Annotated in this window: 18 protein-coding genes; 8 read left to right on the forward strand and 10 right to left on the reverse strand. The window is 59.1% G+C overall.

The window, feature by feature from the left end; all coding sequences use genetic code 11:
• The first annotated feature begins 444 nt into the window (after nt 1-444).
• On the forward strand, nt 445-942 hold the full coding sequence (locus tag J5J06_09520; protein MCO6437311.1) for a hypothetical protein: 498 nt from the start codon (nt 445-447) through the stop codon (nt 940-942).
• A 380-nt stretch (nt 943-1,322) separates the two neighbouring features.
• A complete protein-coding gene (locus tag J5J06_09525; protein MCO6437312.1) occupies nt 1,323-1,751 on the forward strand; it encodes a hypothetical protein in 429 nt (142 codons plus the stop codon).
• Nucleotides 1,752-2,485: 734 nt separating this feature from the next.
• Here the strand turns inward: J5J06_09525 and J5J06_09530 are convergent.
• The 3 genes from J5J06_09530 to J5J06_09540 all read right to left on the reverse strand — a co-directional run bounded on the left by J5J06_09530 (nt 2,486) and on the right by J5J06_09540 (nt 4,386).
• Nucleotides 2,486-3,178 carry an ImmA/IrrE family metallo-endopeptidase gene (locus J5J06_09530; GenBank protein MCO6437313.1) on the reverse strand — a complete coding sequence of 231 codons (693 nt, stop codon included), beginning with the start codon at nt 3,176-3,178 and terminating at the stop codon, nt 2,486-2,488.
• Between the two features lie 160 nt (nt 3,179-3,338).
• The gene (locus J5J06_09535; GenBank protein MCO6437314.1) at nt 3,339-3,707 is read right to left on the reverse strand and encodes a hypothetical protein; all 369 of its coding nucleotides are present in this window, start codon (nt 3,705-3,707) and stop codon (nt 3,339-3,341) included.
• Complete coding sequence (locus J5J06_09540) at nt 3,694-4,386, reverse strand: sigma-70 family RNA polymerase sigma factor (GenBank protein MCO6437315.1); 693 nt, start codon at nt 4,384-4,386, stop codon at nt 3,694-3,696. Before J5J06_09540 ends, J5J06_09535 begins: the two co-directional genes overlap by 14 nt.
• A gap of 191 nt (nt 4,387-4,577) precedes the next feature.
• On the opposite strand from J5J06_09540, the gene J5J06_09545 reads away from it, so the two are divergent.
• From J5J06_09545 to J5J06_09570, 6 genes are all read left to right on the forward strand, one after another.
• Nucleotides 4,578-4,847, forward strand: a complete 270-nt coding sequence (locus J5J06_09545; protein MCO6437316.1) for a DUF1883 domain-containing protein — start codon at nt 4,578-4,580, stop codon at nt 4,845-4,847.
• A gap of 97 nt (nt 4,848-4,944) precedes the next feature.
• A complete protein-coding gene (locus J5J06_09550; GenBank protein ID MCO6437317.1) occupies nt 4,945-5,145 on the forward strand; it encodes a hypothetical protein in 201 nt (66 codons plus the stop codon).
• A gap of 111 nt (nt 5,146-5,256) precedes the next feature.
• Nucleotides 5,257-6,408, forward strand: a complete 1,152-nt coding sequence (locus tag J5J06_09555; GenBank protein MCO6437318.1) for an SAVED domain-containing protein — start codon at nt 5,257-5,259, stop codon at nt 6,406-6,408.
• 302 nt (nt 6,409-6,710) lie between these two features.
• Nucleotides 6,711-7,574 (forward strand): hypothetical protein, encoded by an 864-nt coding sequence (locus J5J06_09560; protein MCO6437319.1) that lies wholly within the window; start codon nt 6,711-6,713, stop codon nt 7,572-7,574.
• A complete protein-coding gene (locus tag J5J06_09565) occupies nt 7,567-8,223 on the forward strand; it encodes an SEC-C domain-containing protein (GenBank protein MCO6437320.1) in 657 nt (218 codons plus the stop codon). Before J5J06_09560 ends, J5J06_09565 begins: the two co-directional genes overlap by 8 nt.
• Nucleotides 8,224-8,691: 468 nt before the next feature.
• Complete coding sequence (locus J5J06_09570; protein MCO6437321.1) at nt 8,692-9,651, forward strand: hypothetical protein; 960 nt, start codon at nt 8,692-8,694, stop codon at nt 9,649-9,651.
• Between the two features lie 67 nt (nt 9,652-9,718).
• Here the strand turns inward: J5J06_09570 and J5J06_09575 are convergent, their stop codons facing one another.
• From J5J06_09575 to J5J06_09605, 7 genes are all read right to left on the reverse strand, one after another.
• The gene (locus J5J06_09575) at nt 9,719-12,928 is read right to left on the reverse strand and encodes a DEAD/DEAH box helicase family protein (GenBank protein ID MCO6437322.1); all 3,210 of its coding nucleotides are present in this window, start codon (nt 12,926-12,928) and stop codon (nt 9,719-9,721) included.
• 168 nt (nt 12,929-13,096) lie between these two features.
• Nucleotides 13,097-14,005: a hypothetical protein gene (locus tag J5J06_09580; protein MCO6437323.1), complete on the reverse strand. Its 909-nt coding sequence runs from the start codon at nt 14,003-14,005 to the stop codon at nt 13,097-13,099.
• Between the two features lie 76 nt (nt 14,006-14,081).
• Entirely contained in the window at nt 14,082-14,303 is a 222-nt protein-coding gene (locus J5J06_09585) for a hypothetical protein (GenBank protein ID MCO6437324.1), read from the reverse strand.
• A gap of 24 nt (nt 14,304-14,327) precedes the next feature.
• Nucleotides 14,328-14,525 (reverse strand): hypothetical protein, encoded by a 198-nt coding sequence (locus J5J06_09590; GenBank protein ID MCO6437325.1) that lies wholly within the window; start codon nt 14,523-14,525, stop codon nt 14,328-14,330.
• An 81-nt stretch (nt 14,526-14,606) separates the two neighbouring features.
• Nucleotides 14,607-15,344, reverse strand: coding sequence for a hypothetical protein (locus tag J5J06_09595; protein ID MCO6437326.1), 738 nt, complete (start codon nt 15,342-15,344; stop codon nt 14,607-14,609).
• A gap of 46 nt (nt 15,345-15,390) precedes the next feature.
• The gene (locus J5J06_09600) at nt 15,391-17,181 is read right to left on the reverse strand and encodes a DUF87 domain-containing protein (protein ID MCO6437327.1); all 1,791 of its coding nucleotides are present in this window, start codon (nt 17,179-17,181) and stop codon (nt 15,391-15,393) included.
• Nucleotides 17,182-17,189: 8 nt separating this feature from the next.
• A complete protein-coding gene (locus J5J06_09605; protein ID MCO6437328.1) occupies nt 17,190-18,392 on the reverse strand; it encodes a hypothetical protein in 1,203 nt (400 codons plus the stop codon).
• Nucleotides 18,393-18,664: the final 272 nt, after the last annotated feature.

Below are 18,664 nucleotides of genomic sequence, written 5' to 3' on the forward strand. Positions count from 1 at the left end.
TTCCGGACGATGCCGGCGCCCTGGCCGAGGAAGTCATCGACTCCCTCGACCAAGCCGGCAAGAGCCAGAGTCTGCTGCGCTCGTTCTTCCATCATGCGAACCTCAGACTGTGAGACATTTATTTGTCGAATCAAAGATCAATAATGAAGCACCGACCCGGACGACCGAGCACTGGACAAGCCGATGAGACATCGCCTCGATAGAGCGAATAGGTACGTTGCGGCTGTTGGTGTCGGCGTCGGCGTAGTCATAGCACACGTCACGAATGAGCTGCTCATTAAGCCGGGAGTGTCGGCCCCCGTCCTTGTAATTGTCGCCGGCGTGATCATCGTGGGAACGAGTGAATTCTTGAGGGGCGTCTTTGATGGCTGGTTTCTCAATTGGCGTCCAGTTCGCCAGCTCATCCTCGGGAGGTACTACGTTGAAGGCTCATGGATAGATCGGATGGTGAAGGATGATAAAGTGATTGGCACCGGGATCACAAGAATCCAACCGGACGGTCAAAGTGTTATTATCTCCGGCGAAGATGATTCCGAGGCTGGGGCGATGGGCAGGTATACAACCGAATTGCATACGCTCGGCTGGCCTTGTGTGGGATACATGTACCGCTACTCGCGCTCGGACACAGATGGCACAGCGAGTGGACTCGTGGAAATGCAGTTTGAACCCAGAAGCGGTCCGCCAAGACGGTATACTGGTGACTACGTGGACCCAACAGATGGTCGCAAAGTCACATTTGAGGGTTGGAGAATCGAGGATCGTGACCTGCTGCGCAGAATCGACGATCCTGCCGAACGGACTGAAGCGATGCGGCTTTTCTGGGATCGCGTGGACGCAGCGCGCAAGGCCGCAGTCGAACGCGACATTGCCGCTCCTTCCTCTTGCTTAAGGTCCAGAGAGGCCGATTGCTGTGACCACCACCGAGATCAAGCCGTTAGTTGATATAGACTCCCTCCTCGCGATAGAATCAACGTTCGGCAAAAGCCACGAAGATCCATGAATGAGATGGGACAGGATGTCCGTTGACGTGCGTCACCACGCAACGCTCTCGATCACTGTATCCCGGTCGCCGGCCTGACATGCTCGTTGGTCCGTCGGCTTCGCGTAACCACGACACACGATGGGGAGTGCTCCTTCGAAGAGACGGACGGATGGATGAACTTCGCTATTGAGGTTTCGCCCTTTGATTCGAACCTTCTGACTGACGATCAAGAGCGTTATACCCTCCGAGGGATCGAACTCGGCACGCTCCAACCATCCATATCCGACGGCCATGATGCTTCCGTTCCTCTTCCGTAACTCCAGCATCGGGGCAGCGCCGTTTGCCCGACCACGGCATCAACGCGATTGTCGCTGCGGGGTACGTACCGGTTCCATCTGGGGACCCGGCCGCGCGGCTGATTGCCGACCGCCGGCAGACGGCCAACCTGGCGCTCGACGACGTCATTACGGAACTGCGCAGCCGGTACGAGGTCTGGCGCCAGAACACCGCCGAAATCGTCGCCAGTCGGCTCCACGTCTGCAACCAACTGCACCACTGGGAGGCCTACTTCGGGCCGCCGCGCGAGGAGCTACGCGCCAGCGTGCAGACCCTCCTCTTGCGACTCGATCGGCAGAAACGCGACGAGCGCATCAGCCGCTGGCGCGACGCCTCTCGATTGCGGCAAGCGCTGCCCGAGTCCATCCGCCAGTACTTCTCCGCACACCGTCTCATCGTCATCCGACACGGCAACGCCCCCCGGGCGCGGTAGTACGCATCGAGCAAGCGGAAGTACTGGTCTTCCGAAGCTGGGCACAACGCCAAAGCGAATCATCCACTCCGTTGCGTAACGTAGCTAGGGGTTGGGTGGGCGTCTCCCATGTTTGGACGATTTTCGGGTCGTGTGCCCCCTGTGGAGTTGGTCACTGAGTTGGTCAGTCGTCACTTGGCAGTGACTTGTTATCGAGTTCTCAGTGACTTGCGACTCAGTTGTAACCCTCGTTTTTGGCCGAAAAACGCGATGTAAGTGCTTTCATCACAAGTGTTTGCGCGCCGAGCACCGAATTCCCAAGCTGGACGTCGTTGTAGCTCGCAAGAGCCCGTCGCACGACTTCCGGTGGGAACAGGTTCACCGCCCCTAGATGTACGATCGGGCCGTCGCGGCGGCGTAGCCGCCCCCAATCGGACCCGCCGCAGCCTGCGGTTTACACATCCGAATCATAGATGCTGTAAACCAATGCTACTTCAGGTTCTACGACGATCCGCGAAAGCGTCTTGGGGCGACGCTTGCGCACATTGGAGCGACTGATCCCGAGCTCAGCATCGTAATTAATGCTTGGCCAATTATTCCGCCTCAAACGCGTGCCGCGATAGCACTACTCGCCCTTATCACCTCAAATGCCAGAGCCTGACAACTCGTCCAATACGAGACGGCGCTGAGCTGCGTTGACTGGACATGGCGGGAGAGAGTGTCCAGGGTGCGGCCCTGTCACGTGTGACAGATACCTACGACCATCGCATCGGGTGGCAACTGGGGTCCTTGGCGTCGGGAAGAACGATCGTCAGTGCTCCAAACTCACCCAGCGGGATGGCATGCTCCTTGGCTAAAACATCCTGACTGGAACCCTGGCGGATAAACGGGAACCACTGGCTTGCGACCGTAGTGCCTTCAAAATGGGTCGCCGGCGCGGGATCAAGGCTTTGCAGTACTTTGCCTGTCGCCGAATCTGGCGGAACGTGATTTGCGGTCGTATGGATCTTGCGAAAGCCTATGCGGTAGGCGCTGGGTGAGAACCAGCGGGTTGCGGTGCCATCCGGTTTCCAGCGCACGAGTGCGCAAATCGATGCATCCAACTGCACGTATCGAATGGCCGTACTGGTTCGGGATGTCTCGAAGGTATCTGCGAGGGCCAGAATGGCGGGCGCGCCCGGCATTGACTTGCGGGCCAGCCGAAGAAAACGTGAGCTGGGCATCAGAAGATTGGAGGCGAAGTGATCAGCTTCGCGCTCGACGGGATTATCTGATTGGTATTCGCTCAGGGACGGATGCGGAGGTTGGCCGGCTTCAAGCGCTTGGCGATGGTCATCTATGAAGTAATGGCCAAGCTCGTGCGAAAGCGTAAAGCGAATGCGTGCTGGATTGCGATTTCCGGCGATGTTGCAGTAAATGTGGAAACGCCCCCCGCGATGTTCCAGCATTCCGTCGAAAGAGTCACCATATTGACCGCGGCTGAGCGTGATCTTCTTCCGGCGAATGAGAACGGTTGGGTCAATGGCAACGTCGGGAAAGGATTCCTCGGCGATCGCCTCGGCCAATTCGGCAATTTCGGTGAGGCGACTGTCAGCGGTTGTAGGCTGATCAGCCATTGCCGTCGGCCTCGCTTTCAGCTCTTTGCCTGTCTGCCTCCATTCGCTGTTGGATTTCGGGAGGGATTTCCGCACCACATCGAGCAGCTCGAGCCAAGTTCTCGCTGGTTGTCAAGAATGGCTTTTCAAGCACTGGCTCAGCATCGGCGTCGTCGACCGGTGACGGGCCCGTTGGAGGTCGCGAAAGCCCTTCGGGGAGTTCGACGTCCCATTCATCGATTTCGGCTTCGACTTGGGCAACCTCCTCCTCGGTGCGCGGCACAATGCGGCCCGTTGCCGAAAGGACGCGATACACGAGCGCATCGAACGCCGTGTCATCGATCGACGAGGGCTGGCTGTTGTTGTCCTTAGCTCGCGACATGGCCATCGATCCTTTCCAAATTACGCCTGGCGTCTTCGACGAACTGCTTGAGCTTCCGGCGAGCGCGGCGCCTGATCTGGCGGATGTTTTCTTCGGTGGTTCGATACCGCTCGCACAGTTCGGGGATCACACCTGCAGGCGGGTACTGATGCGGACTTTCTGGATCGTAGTAAGCGAGGTATGTCGTAAGCACATCTCGTTCCCGTTCGTCAAGGACTTCGGTCAGCCCTTCCTGGACGGCTCGTTCATCTGGTGAGAGTTCACGGTGCGGCTCGTTGCGATCCGGGCAGTCAGCAATCATCTCCTCTTCGCAGGTAACGAGGCGTATTCGCCGTTTCTGGCGCCTCCGCGCGTCGTTGACGAGATTCCCAGCGATTGTGCCCAGCCAGGCCCGTGCCGCTCGTACTTGGGCCTGCGGATCCGCGTCCGGGCGGGCCTCGTACGTATGGGCGCTCGTGAATGCTCGGTAGAATGTATCCTGAACCAGGTCTTGGACCCCGTACCTGCCCAATTCCTCGCCATAGGCTCGGTAGCAAACCTTGAACAGGTAGTGCCTGTGGCGCGCGTGGAACTCTTCGAACGCGGCATTGGCAGTGTCCGGGTCATCGGGCTGCCACGAAATCATAACCAGGAGGTCACCGTCATTCTCCTGGGAAAGTTCAAGCCCCGCGTCAGCCATGCGTCATGCCCTGTTCTGCCGGTCGAGGATCCTTGCGACAGTCAAGTTTACGTCAAACCGTGACAGATAAAAGCCCATTTTGATTGGCGTGTCACGGTCAAGCGTAAACCAAGATGAGCGGCGCGGTACATTGTTGGCCGACGAGGCCTGCGGCATTCGTGCAAAGCCTTGGTACTGCAGAGGATAGAACGATGGACTTCTTGCACTGGGACGGGTGGTGCAGCCCGGAGGACGTAATCGAAGTCACGCTGGATCATGGAGCCAATGTCCAGTTGCTGGACGATGGTGCATTTGCGGCGTACCGCGCAGGGCGCTCCTATCAGTATCGAGGTGGGTACTACCGACGTACGCCGGTGCGGCTCCGGCCTCCGTACCCCGGGCATTGGCACGTTGTGGTCGATCTCGGCGGATACACCGGAACGGTGCGAGCCGCGGTCCGGCTTGCATGCGGAGTCGTGTGAACGGTTCGAATGGTGGCCGCAATGGACCTGGAGAGCTGCGGCGCAGCCGGCGGTGTTGCGGATGGTAACGTGACGGAGAATGGAAGGAGCCTTGTTGATGACGACAACTGGATTGCCTGTAGATGTCCTGGAGTTGTTCTTGAAGGGGGTGACCCAGGGATTGGGAATGTTCCTCGCTGCGGTGAGATCGCTGCCAACGTGGATGCAGCTGACGCTAGCCGTGATTCTGGCGCTGCGATTTGTGGAGGCCTTGAAGGAGCGATCGACGAGCGCTGGACGGCGTTCTTGCGGCCCGTGAGGTTTCACGGAGGGAATGTGCGCGCGTACGGTCCACGGGCAGGCATCGCACGGACGTCAGCGGTGACGCCGTGTATTTCGATTCATGGGCCGCCAATGAAGGGCTTGAGAGATGCCCAACGAACTGAAACGAAAAGACGTGCCTGATCCAGTGCAGCGCATGCTTTGGGGCAAGTCCGCCGGACGCTGCGAATTCCGCGGCTGCAACAAGCCGCTGTGGAAGTCGTCGGTGACGGCCGAACAGGTCAATACGGCACAAAAGGCGCACATCTACGCGGTCGGCGGCGGCGGTCCGCGGCACAGCGCCGAACTCACCGAAGAAGAGCTCAATGATCTCGCCAACCTGATGCTCGTTTGCCACGAGTGTCATCAGAAGATCGATGACAAGGAGGACGGAGGCCGCTACACCGACGCGTTGTTGCAGGAAATGAAAGCCGAGCACGAAGCCCGCATCGAGCGCGTGACCGGCATCGATCCTAGCCACAAATCGCATGTCGTGTTCTACGGCGCCAACATCGGCGACCACGATTCGCCGCTCTCACGGAAGGCGACCGAACAGCACCTGTTTCCAGCGCGGTATCCGGCGGAGGACCGGCCGATCGAGCTGGGGATGCACAACTGTTCGCTCAGGGACAACGCGGCGAAGTTCTGGGATCTGCAGGCGCAACAGTTGATTACGATGTTTGGCCGTCGCATTCGCGAGCGGATGGCGGCGGGTGCGATCGAACATTTATCTGTGTTCGCGCTGGCGCCGCAACCGCTGCTCATGCTGCTCGGGTCGCTCATGACCGACCTGCCGGATGTGGACGTCTTTCAACTCAAGAAGGAGCCCAAGGGTTGGCAATGGGAAGACGACAGCCCGCTTGAGTTCATCGTTGAGGCGCCGCCAGAAAAGAGCGGGACACCTGCGCTGGTGCTGGCACTGAGCGCGACGGTCTCCGACGAGCGCATCCAGAAGGTGCTCGGCGACGATGTCGCGATCTGGCGGGTGGCGGTCGCCGCGCCGAACAATGATCTGCTGCGTTCGCGCGAACAGTTACAGCGTTTCCGCCAACTGGCGCGGCCGCTCTTGGATCGCATCAAGAAACATCACGGGCAGGATGCAATGCTGCACGTGTTTCCGGCGGCGCCGGTTTCGGTTTGCGTGGAGCTGGGCCGCGTGCGTATGCCGAAGACCGACCTCCCGTGGCAGGTCTACGATCAAGTCAATGAACTCGGCGGCTTTGTGCCGGCAATTCGGATTCCACCGGGAGAGAAACAATGACGTACAAGGCGACTATCACAAATCGAGTGCTCGAGCACCTGGTGGATCTGATCGATGTTCCACCTTCGTATTACGACCTAGCAATCGAACGGTACGAGGCGCTGGGTCGATGGTTTCATCGCGAGGGCTCACCTTTGGCGAATCTGGACCCAGTTGTGTTTTCGCAGGGATCGTTTCGGCTGGGAACCGTCATTCGTGCATTGCTGGCAAGAGACGAGTATGACCTTGATCTCGTCTGTTGGCTGATGCTGAGCAAGTCCGAAGTGACGCAGCGGGCCCTGAAGGAGTTGGTTGGCGATGACGTGAAGGCGTACGCGAAAGCGAAAAACCTGAAGGCGCCGCCGCGGGAGAAGAAACGCTGCTGGCGGCTCGACTACGCCGACAAAGTCAGTTTTCACATGGACATCCTTCCGGCGATCCCGAACGACGAGTTCATTAAGGAGGCACTGCTGAAGGCGGGCGTCGCGCCGGATGAAGCGGTAAGCGCCATCGCCATTACGGACAACACCCGTCCCAACTACGCGGTGGTCAGCCCAGATTGGCCACAGAGCAACCCGGAAGGGTTCGCGCAGTGGTTTGGAAAGCGGATGCGCCAGGCCGAGATGCGCCACGCGCTTCATCTGGTGAAGCAGGGCGCGTACGCGTCCGTTCAGGACGTACCCGCGCATATGTGCAAAACGATACTGCAGCGCGCGGTCCAATTCCTCAAGCGTCATCGCGATGTAATGTTCAATGGGCAACGCGACCTGAAGCCGATCTCGATCATCATCACCACGCTTGCCGGACGGGCGTACCGCGGTGAGACTGATCTGTTCGGGGCCTTGCGGGAGATCATCGCAGCGATGCCCAGTTTAATTCGCAACGAAGAACCCAGAATCCCCAACCCGGTCAATCCGGACGAGGATTTTGCGGACAAGTGGAAGTCCGATCCGCGCCTCGAACAGAACTTCTGGACGTGGCACAAGCGGCTCGGTCATGACATAGAACGCCTCGCGGACGCGGCAAGTGCGGACGAACTCACCCAATTTATCAGGCGGAGCTTTGATCTCTCGGTCAATAAGGACGACCTGTTTCGTTTCGGCGCGGCGGCAACGGCGGCCACGGTGGACGCCGCACCGCGAATTCACGTGAAGTCGCAGCTGCAACCCTGGTCCGACTGTGCGTGAGGTCTTCGAGCAACAGTACCGGGCATGTGGTGTCGACGCGCTGCTCGCGAAATACCGCGGGCTCGCGCTGGCGCCGCACGCCGGCCTGGGAGTGGCGATCGCCGGTGATATTGCGTTCACCGCTGAACCATGCGGCTTAGAGGCGATAACCGACGCGTACGCGATCCGCATTGAGGTCCCCGCAACGTTTCCCCGGAAGTTGCCGCGCGTGTGGGAGCGAGGCGGGCGTATTCCGCGGACATTCCACAAACTAGCGGAGAATGCGCTTTGTTTGGGGTCGATGATCCGCCTTCGCATGATGGTTGGAATGGCGCCAACGGTCATCGAGTTCGTGGACAAGTGCGTTGTACCGTACCTCTACGGATACTCGTACTTTGAGCAACACGGCAGGCTGCCGTTCGGTGACTTGGACCATGGCAATAAGGGGATTATCAAGGACCTCAAGAAATTGCTCGGCGTGGGAACGGATAGACAGTGCATGGGCATGGTGCTGTTGGCGTCGCTTCAGAAGCGAAAGGCCAACCGACAGCCGTGCCCGTGTGGGAGCGGGAAACGCTTGGGTAAGTGCCACCACCGGCTCTTGAATGATCTGCGAAAGAGATGCGGTCGGCTGGCGTTTCGGGAGGAGTACCGGAGGCTCTCGCGTTGAGGAGGAACTGAAGCATGGAGATGAGTTCGGCACTGGCGTCCGACTTGGCACGCTAAATAGCAGGTCGTGCTGCGAGACCTATGGAGCAGCTTCTCCCAATGGACATCCAAACGAAGGCGCCGACACCGGCGATTTCGCATTTGGAGGACACGTCCACTGTTGCGCACGAGCTCCGCTACACCCATCCTAGACGCCGCGATCATGGTAGAATGCCAGAGGCATGCGACGCGCCCTCGACAAGAAGATCATCCCACGAAGCGAACGAGATCGCGCATGGGCGTTCCACGGCGCTAAGCTCGAAGCCCTGAAGAGCGAGGCGGGCCATCGTTGTACGCACCCGTACTGCGACGGTCCACATCTCAGCCTCGAGGCCCACCACATCCTCCCGCATGCCCGGGGGGTGTCACCCAGGTCATTAACGGGCTCGTGTTGTGTAGGCGCTGCCACCGGCTGCTTCACGCCGGCTTCATGCCGTTCCGCCTTGTACTGGACATCAAACTGGGTTGGCGGCGAGAGGGCGTGGCCCAGCCTTCAGTTGCGTCCGTTGATCCCGACGAACTGGCAAGCCGGGCTGTGGCGATCAAGTCGACCGGGCTTTCGGCCGCCGTCCGATTCGCGGCGCTGAATGACGTGCTGGTGGAGGCCAACTACCTGCCAACCTATACGTCAAAGTGCTTCGTCCTCTCGCAAACGCTGCTAGCCAAGGCCAGCGTGCTCAACGACGGAGTTTCGCCAATTCGGGGCACCCTGCAACACACGTTGATCTCCATGAACAACCGACGTGCCTGGGCCCAAACGCTGGTCCGGCACGCCGCACGCTACGCGGACAGCATTAGTGATCATGGGACGGCTGCGCGCGCCTATCACGTCATAGCCGTGGCATATAACGCCCGCAACCTCTTCCCGCAGGCGATCGCAGGTCATCGCCGGGCGTTGACGTACATCGACAGCTGTAGGTTCGCCCGCAGAGAACGGACGGCCGTGAGCATGCTCCGCAGCCGAATTCTGCGCGAGTCGGCTGTGTGCATGGTGAAGCGCAGTGCCGGCTCGACAGCCGCCGCCGAACGCATCCACGAGAGCCTAGCCCTTACGAGGGCGAGTGGCGACTCGCACGCCATTGACGATGCCCTCATCCGTTGCTGCGAGACGCACACGTATCTGGGGGATTACCGCGCTGCGACATCCTGGCTCGACGAACTCTACGCCAACTGGTCGCGAATGGAAGGGAATCTCCGCACGATTGCCACCAAACTCGCGGCCCGGCTACATGTTTGTCGCAACGAAGAGACCGCCGCGTGGGCTGCGATCGAACGCGGCCAGGTGCTGGCCGCTGCGAACGGCCTGCAGCACCAGCGCTACCACTTCAAACGCCTAATCTGGCACCTGCAGGAGGGGTGCGACGATCCACGACAGACGATCTTGACGTAGAGCGCCCGTGGTCGGGAGTCCTCGTTTAGATCCTCCATGGGAGCGCGGTACAACGCACCTGCCGCGCTCACGCGCTGCACACGATATCTAGCGGGGTCGCTACGGTTTCCATGAGGAAGCTGTGTGCGGCTGCAAGGACCGTGGCTTGGCTCGGTGTGCACGATTGCTGCGAGAGTCCAGGCTGCACAATCACGATCTCTGCACGCACCTGTTTAAACCGACTGGCACGTAAGACCGAATTCAGCGTTCGTGGATCGCCAGCCATGAATCGGGTCGGCCGTCCGGCGTGGCGCAGACGCCGATCCCGATCCACAACGTGCCTGCAAAGCCGTTTGAATTGACCGATCCATCTTCCGGATCGAACGGCCTGAGAGCAGACTTCGATTATGTCCTTCAAGCGTCGTCCAGGTTCGTCAGACGTCGTGAACTTGCAGTGAACCAGCGCGAGACGGATGTGCTCGTCGTCTTCTGTCATGCAAATAAGGTCAGCGGCCTCGCCGCTGGAGTCATCGTCAAACACAACGGAGAAGCAACCTGCTCGGTAATGCTCCGCTGCCTTGGCTTGTATTGAATCGGGACGAGCCGCGCCGTCTTTCCAATACGACTCTTGTTGGATATTCGTTCCGGCCCAATCCCACACTTCGAAGCGCTCGGCTGGGATGGTGAATTCACGATCCCCAGCCATCTCGTACAGGAGATTCCCATCAAGCTCCGCCAGGTCGACAAAGAGGACAAGCGGCGGGTAATTCGTGAAGTAGTCTTCGATAGGGTGTTCCATGCGACCGATTCTGATCCGAAGTTCCGGTCCGCTTATACGATCTATGCTGAACCCAACGTCGCCTCCAACGGTCAGACCGAACGTCGATCGGTATTGATCGAAGGAGATCGTAAACCTGAGCACGCTGTTCAGGCGATCAACGTCAGCGTGGTTTAATTCGACGACGGAAAGCGGAAATTCGTTGTCACCCTGGAGGATCACGACACGGTCTTCGGAATGCGACAGAATCTCATGAGGCCATTCTAGCGACAGGACTTGCTTATCAGGGAACGACATGGCTTCATCTGGAATCATGACGTTCTCAATGATCGAATTCGTGTCGATGGAATCGTCAAGTAGCCGACGTCCCTGAACTCGACACCACGACACGAATCGCTTGATCGGTCCCTGATCCTTGGACCAAATGCGCCCCTTGTACGAACAGCCGATCGAGATTCGCTCGCCATCTCGAAACCCGTCCCCGGTGAGGTTGGACTTGATGGATCCGGCACGCTGGGAAGCCGAGAGCGCGGATGCGACATCCGCGCCGGTGTACATGGCGTAGCTGATGTTCCTGCGTCCATGCTTTCGGACCCCAACATTCAAGAAGCGCAACCGGGCTATTTCACCCAGAGCACGGAAGACTTGGTCGCCGTAAACAAGGCTTGCGTTCGGTCCCCCAACCGCCTTGGCCAGATTCTCGTGAAGTGACGTCTTGTCACTCGAATGAAGATAGAGCAGGCCTGGCGTTGGATCATGATGCAGCACGAATAAGTCCCACTGTCGATCGATCAGTTCCTTCGAGCGGGACCAGGGCACAGCGGGTTCAGCGCGCGTTACAAAGAACAGCGTCTGCGTTGACTCGTTGAGCCAGACCGCGGCGACCTGTTTGCTTTGCGGAACGGCTGTGTGAAATCGCCTTGGGTGAAACGACGCGCAACGGTAGACCGCAGCGCTGAACTTTGGACGCAGTAAGGCGCTCGAAATCGACAGCCGTTCAGCATCGTTCGTATCATCAAGCCGAATCGACTCGCGCAGAAACTGGACGAGCTCTGCATGCTCCCGAACCGCCTGGGAGCTGAATTCACTCAACAGGTGATTCCAATCCGCATCTTCGCTATAAAGGCGCTCCAGCGATGCCGAGACATCCTGATTGGCGATGTTGGCGATAGCCGTAGCATCTCCGATGGCATTCCCCGATACTCGTGTGAACCTTCCTGCGAACTGCAGCAGCACGGCGATGCTCTTGTGTGTGTCGTGAATGGCGGCGATTTTCAATTCTGGCAGGTCGAAGCCCTCGCCCAGCATGTCAACGCACACAACGACCCGACTCTCGCCGCTTCGAACTCGTTGAATGATGGCCTCTGTATCCGGAATGCCCGAATGAACCAAAGTTGGCGCGAACTCCGCCGCGATCTCCTCATAGATACCATGCACCTCCCGCGCACGATCCTGGGTCTCGCAGCGCGCCATGACCTTGTGATCGAGGCCGCGATCGAGGTCCTCACGCAGCCTGGCAACGGCACTTTCCGCGATGGCGCGATCAGAGTCCTCAGGGTCAAGTTCGCAGACTGGCTCGAAAGTGAGCGGCTTGAAGTAGCCATCCGTCTGGGCTCGCCGAAGGGGATACGTATAGATGACGTCGCCGTCGACGAGCTTTCCATCGCGCCGAAATGGCGTGGCGGTGAATTGGAGGATGCGTCGGTCAGAAAACTGCTCGCGAAAGACTCTCCACGTCTCGGCTGCAATATGATGAGCTTCGTCCACCATCAGGGTATCGATCATCTGAGCGATCTCTGGGCACAGCGCAGTTGCCGTCCCTTGGGCGAGGGACTGGACCGTGCCCACTATCACGTTGCACTCGTTGAAAAAGGCAAGTTCTTCAGTGGATCGCGGCCGCCGTTCAATGGTTCCGACGACTGGGCGAGGGCATCCTACGGGCAACAGATCAAGTTCCGGGAGCAGCCCCAGCGTTACGATCTTCACCGCCGTCTGGCCGCGCAGCGCCCTCGATGGTACGACGATGAGAGTGGGGCCGGAGGTCAGCGCAACAAGCGTGGCGAGCATGGTTTCAGTTTTGCCGGTTCCCGTCGGCATTACGATGGTAGCCGGGCGGTTGTACAGACTCCAATGCGCGCCGATGGCGAACAACGCTCCGAGCTGCGGTGGTCGCAGCCCCTTCCGGACCGTATTGCCTCGTGCATCGATCTGCTCGGACCGATACTGAAATGCTCCCTGCCATGCTTCGGCAATCGAGCGCCGAACCTCCGCCAGCGTCCGATTCGCGTTTCGTTCGTCGGATTCGGCGGCTAAGCGATGTGCGAGCCACTGGGGCGCTTCACCATCCCGAAGAAGTAGCACTCCGTCGACGTCGTCAGGAGTCGGGCACGATGGGCGCGCAGTGACGACGATGCGCTCACCGGAGGCGAGTATGTAGAGTGCCTCGGTCCGCCGTGGCGAGATCCGGAAATCCTCCACATGGTCCACGGGGTCGATGGCCGACGGGCGTACTATGCGCATGACACGGCCAATTGGCCGACGGTATTCGCGCGTAAGCGCCGGTAGTTCCAAGTACTGACACACTCGAATTCTCTCCCACGGCCTTACCTGTTGTCGTCATGTCGGTATCACTGATCTCCCAGGTTCGAGATGACAGGTGCTAAGAGTACGAACACCGTGCCGGCCAACTCAGCGCCACCGATGAGCATTGAAGGTATCACTAACGAACGAACCGTCCGCCCATGACTCGATTCTGCGACCGAACATGTAGTATCGCGGTGGAACGCTCCAATCTAACTTGGTACAGCACGCAAGAGATACCTGGGGATTCGCAATTGAAAAGCCCTTACTAAAAGAGACTGGGATTGGCAACGGCGCTACATCGATCAATGCGGACTCACGCGAAATCAACCCCGCAACGACCATCGCACCGAGCTGTTCAGGATGGTGATACTCACGGCGGCCACGGGCGACGACCGCCGCAAAAACGTCTCCCAGCACACTCAACAAAGCGACATAGGCGTCCAGAACGGATGAACCAATTGGTGCCGAGGGGCGAATGTCGCGTAGCGTACACCAATGCTCCCAGACCTTTCCCCCTTCTTCTGGATCGTCCGGGGGCCTGTTATACTCCTGGCGGGGATTGCTGTTGAAGGCGACATCGGAATCGACCACACTCGCCGCTGAGATGTTCCCCGTTGAACTGCCCTCGACAAACCCGAGCAGCGTTGAGCCTCGGATGAGAAGTCCGCCCTCCGCTGAGTTCAGCGGGAGCGTTCGCGGTCCTGTCCCGTCATCATGGGTGACGCTTGCGTAATAGTGGTCGCGCGGCGAGTCATGCGAGATTTCCAGCCACAGCAGTCGCCCATCGAGCGTGCGTCGCACGCCACCGGCGCCAGCCAAATGACAGGAGACATGCCAGGCTCCGTGCTCGAAATCGCCAGGATCACCCGGTCCGAGCAAGTCCCCGTCAATCATGCCGCGATCGAGCCAGAGTACGCGAAGTCGCTCCACGTTCGCCGCGCTACTCACGATACGGCCATCAAGATCAACCTCAAAGCCCAGCGATCCCCGTTTCTGCACATTGCGTTGGTCCATAGTTCCTGCGTCCGATCCAGGAGATTCGTGGCAGTTGATAGAACGAATCGCCCGCCGTCTCCTCAGCCAGGGGTGATCATCTGGCCTTACGGTCCTCCACCGATTCATCCTCCCAGACCACCGAGATGCCCTCCTCCTCGAACAGCTCCTCGATCCGTCTGAGTCGTTGCGCGTCCTTCGGCGGCTTGGGGAAGACGATGCCCGGGCAGATCCCGGTCAGTGATTCCTCCGACTCGATGTATCGCCACACTTGCCGGGCCTGCCGTTTCACGTTTCGCCGCACGGCGTTGGGCTTCATTTTGTCCCAATCGCTGTGTTTGATCTATACGATGGCCCGAACTTCGCTGCCATCCACGGTTACGAATACGTCCATGCGGCCCGCTTTGCCACGCAGCATCTTCGTCGCCTTCTCTATCGCGACATCCCCCTGCGCCTGGGCCTTCCAATTCGCTTGCATATGGCGGTGAAACGCCTTGCCGGAGCGGAGTTGCTGCGGCTCTAGCTCTTTGATCCGGGCCACCGGAACCTCCTACCGAATTTCGCCGTTGGTGAATTGGCTAATCACACCGCACGCACCGTTCTCGGCTCTCGGCAACATCGATCAGGGAATCGTCTCCACCAGTTTTCGCACAATCTTGCTGTCCACCTCGCTGAAACGCCCGCCCTGGCTGCTTTTGGCACAAGCCGCTCCACGCACGCATACTACGTCCACGCCTGTCGCCCAGATCCCCGGTAGTTGTTCCAACGAGATCGAACCGGCCACCCAGACCTGCTTCTTTCGTCGACGCAACGCCTCGACCAGTTTGCCGATGTCGTCGAGGCTGCAGTAATCGAGCAACCCCTTGCCGATAAGCTTGTTGAATGTGTCGATGAGCAGGCCGTCCGCGCCGCACTCCGTCACCAAGTCGGGGCCGTGCTCGAAGGGCTTGAACCAACGAGACATGTCGTCGTCGACGAACACGGCCGGGAAGCACTTCTTCCGCGCTCCCACAAGCTTACGCACCGTCCGCACGATGCTGCCGCCCAAGTACGCGGCCGCCTCCGGCGACTGCTCCGCCAGACCGAACTTGATCAGGTCGGCGCCCGCAACGGCGACGCCCAGTGCCGCTTGGCAGGCGGAAGCCCGCACAGCCTGGACTTCTCCGATATTGGTGGACACCGCGACATTCGACAGTTTCGCGCGATTCAGCCGCGCCCGGACCGCAGCAATGTTCAGCGGATACGGCGTTCCCAGCGCCGACGCTGGATACTCTACGTCAGCAATCATCGCTCCCGCTTTCGCCGCCCGCACCGCTTCAACGGGCCCACGAACTGATACCAGCAGCCATTGCTTTGCCATGTTGTATGCTCACCTCAATCTGGCGCACTCCGTGGACGATACCACGTCAATGCCGCTTCATCCCACTGAGCACCGCCTCGAACGGCAGCTCTGCCCAATCCTGGCGCCACTCCTGCAACACCGGAATGTCGTGTGAGTGCGGTCTCTCCGTCACCTCGGCAACCTCCAGCAACGTCGGTACCTGAATACATTCGCCGAGGACCAGCGCCTCGCGTTGCGCCAGCGTTGGCAGTGCGTCGGTGAGTCCGCCGATCGCGTCCGGCAGCAGCCGCCTGACGTAATTCTGATCGGCCGGGTTTGTGAGGCGCATGGCAACGAAACTGTTGCACTGGGAGAACACGGTCTCGGAGATCTCCGACGGCCGCTGGCTGACGATCATCAGCGACACGCCGTACTTGCGGCCTTCCTTGGCAATCCGCTCGATAGACTTGGTCACCGAGCGAAAACGGACGAGCGGGCTGTTTGGGACGTAATTGTGAGCTTCCTCGTACACGACCAAGAAGGCGATCTCGTTGGCCGCCGCGTCGTTCTTCCTGGCTATCTTTGGCGGCGTTCGTTTTCGGCAAAAGCCGACCTGAAAGATGATTCGACTCAGGAGCGAGACAACCAGACTGTGCACCTCAAATGGGACACCGTGCAGGTCGATGATCGTCACGTTGCCCTTCTTCTCACCATATCCGACAATCTCGGCGACCAGCGCTTCCATGTCTTCGGTTTTGTATGGCTGGCCTGGGTCCTTCTCCGGACTGAAGAGGAATGAAAGTCGTTCGCTGTCCAGTGTCGTCCGAAGCCGGAGTACGAAGCGATTAAACTCGCCGAAAAACGGTCCGTTCGTCGCTTTGGTCGCGCCTGCGGTGCTTGACGGAACGAACCTATGCTGTTGGTCGAAGTAGTGCTTGCCCCGGTCTGTGACTAGCGTCTTGTCGGCCAGTTTGGGAACGTCTTCACCCTCCAAACGCCCGATGACCTCAGCATTCATGTTGCAAACGTAGTTGTACACTTCCTCGATGCTGAAGTATACAGCGGAATCGTACGAGACCTGCACGTCCGGGTTGTGGCGGCGCTTGTTGTCCTGCACTGCATGCCTAAACTGCGAGACTTGATTGTGCGAGTTTTGCTCGCGGCTCTCGATGAAGATCTCTTCCAGCTCCTCGGCAGTCATGAGCCAGTACGGCACTTTCAGACTGGAAACATCCAGTACCTGGGCGTCCGGGAACGCTGAGGCGTATTCGCCGTGCAAGTCGAATATCACGATGTGAGAGTTATTGAGCGAGTTCTTCTCCTTCTGGTCGTCGGACTGCTTGCGGCCCTCCTGAATGACCTTTGCGACTGTGCATGACTTGCCGGAGCCGGTCGACCCGACGACGGCGATGTGCTTACCGAAGAAGTTATCCCCGTTAATGGGCACATCGATAGACCGGTCCTGCGAGAGAGTGCCCATACAAAGCGCGCTAGGGGAGTCGGTCGCGGAATAGAGCGCCGCAAGCGTATCTCTGTCAGCGACTTCAACGCGCGTCGGCGGGATCGCAATATTTTGGCCACCGCGTTGGAAGGCGCCGTTTTTGTCCAGATATCCCAGCGGCTGCGCATCCATTACAAAAACGGGCGCAACGGGCTTGGCTTGGGCGTCAGTTGGGGCGGGGTCCTTGATCCGGTACGCCCGCACGACGGCAATCACGGCCAGTCCGTCATCGTCGGCTATTTTCAAATACGTCCCAATCGTCAGTCGCTGGCCCGACTGTTTCTTCAGCTCCCCTGCGTCCAGCACCTCGATCTGAATGAGGTCCTGTGAGACACTGATCACCTTACAGATATCGCTGAGGTTCGAAGTAGGCATGATCTCCTCTATTTCGCCAGTATGGCCGACAGGGCCATGAGGTCACTTACATCCGCAATCATGAACGTCTGGCAGCCGTCTGGCGGCTGTACATTCGTCGGGAGGTTGCGGCTGCAGATGATAAAGCTGTCCGGCGGATCGATCTGTCTTCGGTGCGTTGCGTACGTATCGGCGCCGATTACGCCGATGCGATAGGATGCCTTCGCTACCTTGTCACCAGCCTTGCCGCCCCGGCTGGCGTTACGATTGATGATTGGAGGCTCGTTGAACAGGTCAGGTTGGAATTCAATCGCCTCATAGCCCGTATTCAGGCAGATTCCCTTGCGCAGCAGCTCGCGTTGTACGCTGAGTATATCGTCGCGCGGTCGCTCGATGATAACTGTAATGGGTTTGGCATCGTGCAGCGCTTTGCCAAGCTCGTAGAAGCGGTCGGCCAGCGTACGGCAATGCGCGGCAATGTCGCCAGTCGAAGCCTGCTCCAGCAGGCTGTCGGCCAGAAACACAAAACGCGACTTCGCGGAACGCAGTGCGTCCGTCGCTTTCAGCCCTTCGCGAACCACCTTGGCATAGTCGCGTTGGCCCCGCAACTCGGCGAGCCAGCGGGCGAAGACTTGACTCTTTTGGTCGATGACTTTGACGAACGCGGTGCGTGTCGTGGTCCGGCCTTTGAGTGTTGGTTGACGAGCGAGCCGGAACACTTCGCATAGGGCGTTGTTGTAGTAGTATTGCATGCAATCGCTGGACGAGGCGCTCAGGATACGCTGCAGCTCGGTCAGCACTGCCGCCTGCTGCGTGTCGAGGTCGTCGGCGAGTTCGCATTCGAAGTGGTCCGTCAGGAAGGCCTTGAGCTTCGCGTCGGAGAGCCTCAGCTTGGTCCTGTCGTGACCAAGTATCGCCTTCAATCCCGACAGGTCGATGTCTACGAAACTGCTTGTGTCGTCAAAGTGCGCGTAAAGCCGGTAGCGCTTCGCGCCGCCAGTCTTCCGGTAATGCTCAAGAAACGCGACGAGGGGTTTCTTGATCTTGGACCGCGTGTATTTCTGCGTGGCATGGTACTTGACCTGGATGCACTCGCCTTCCACGTCAACATCTTCGACGGCTTCAAGCTCAACCGGGGAATTCGGGTGGCTGCGTAGAATGTCCAGGATCGACTTATCGAACTGGTAGTGATACCCGGCAATCGTGTGGTGTGCTGACCGATTTGAAACCATGTTTAGCCTGCCGTCGCTATTACTAGGCGGCCCTTCTAACGTTGCGATCAATGCCTCCAGGGCGCTCGCGATTGCTGATCGCAGAATCGCCAGAATCGGATGCCGTTGGCTCCTGGAGTCGCCGAACCGGCCACATCTGACCGGCCTAACCGCCATATTTCATGAGTTGTCGAATGAGACGGGCTGATTCGTTGTGGTCGGGCGTGCGAGCGGGCCGGGGACACACCGCCCCCTTTCCCCCGTGCTGATTTCGATTGTCGGTTACGGATGGT

The organism is Phycisphaerae bacterium (assembly GCA_024102815.1).
In the GTDB taxonomy this organism is placed as follows: domain Bacteria; phylum Planctomycetota; class Phycisphaerae; order UBA1845; family UBA1845; genus JAGFJJ01.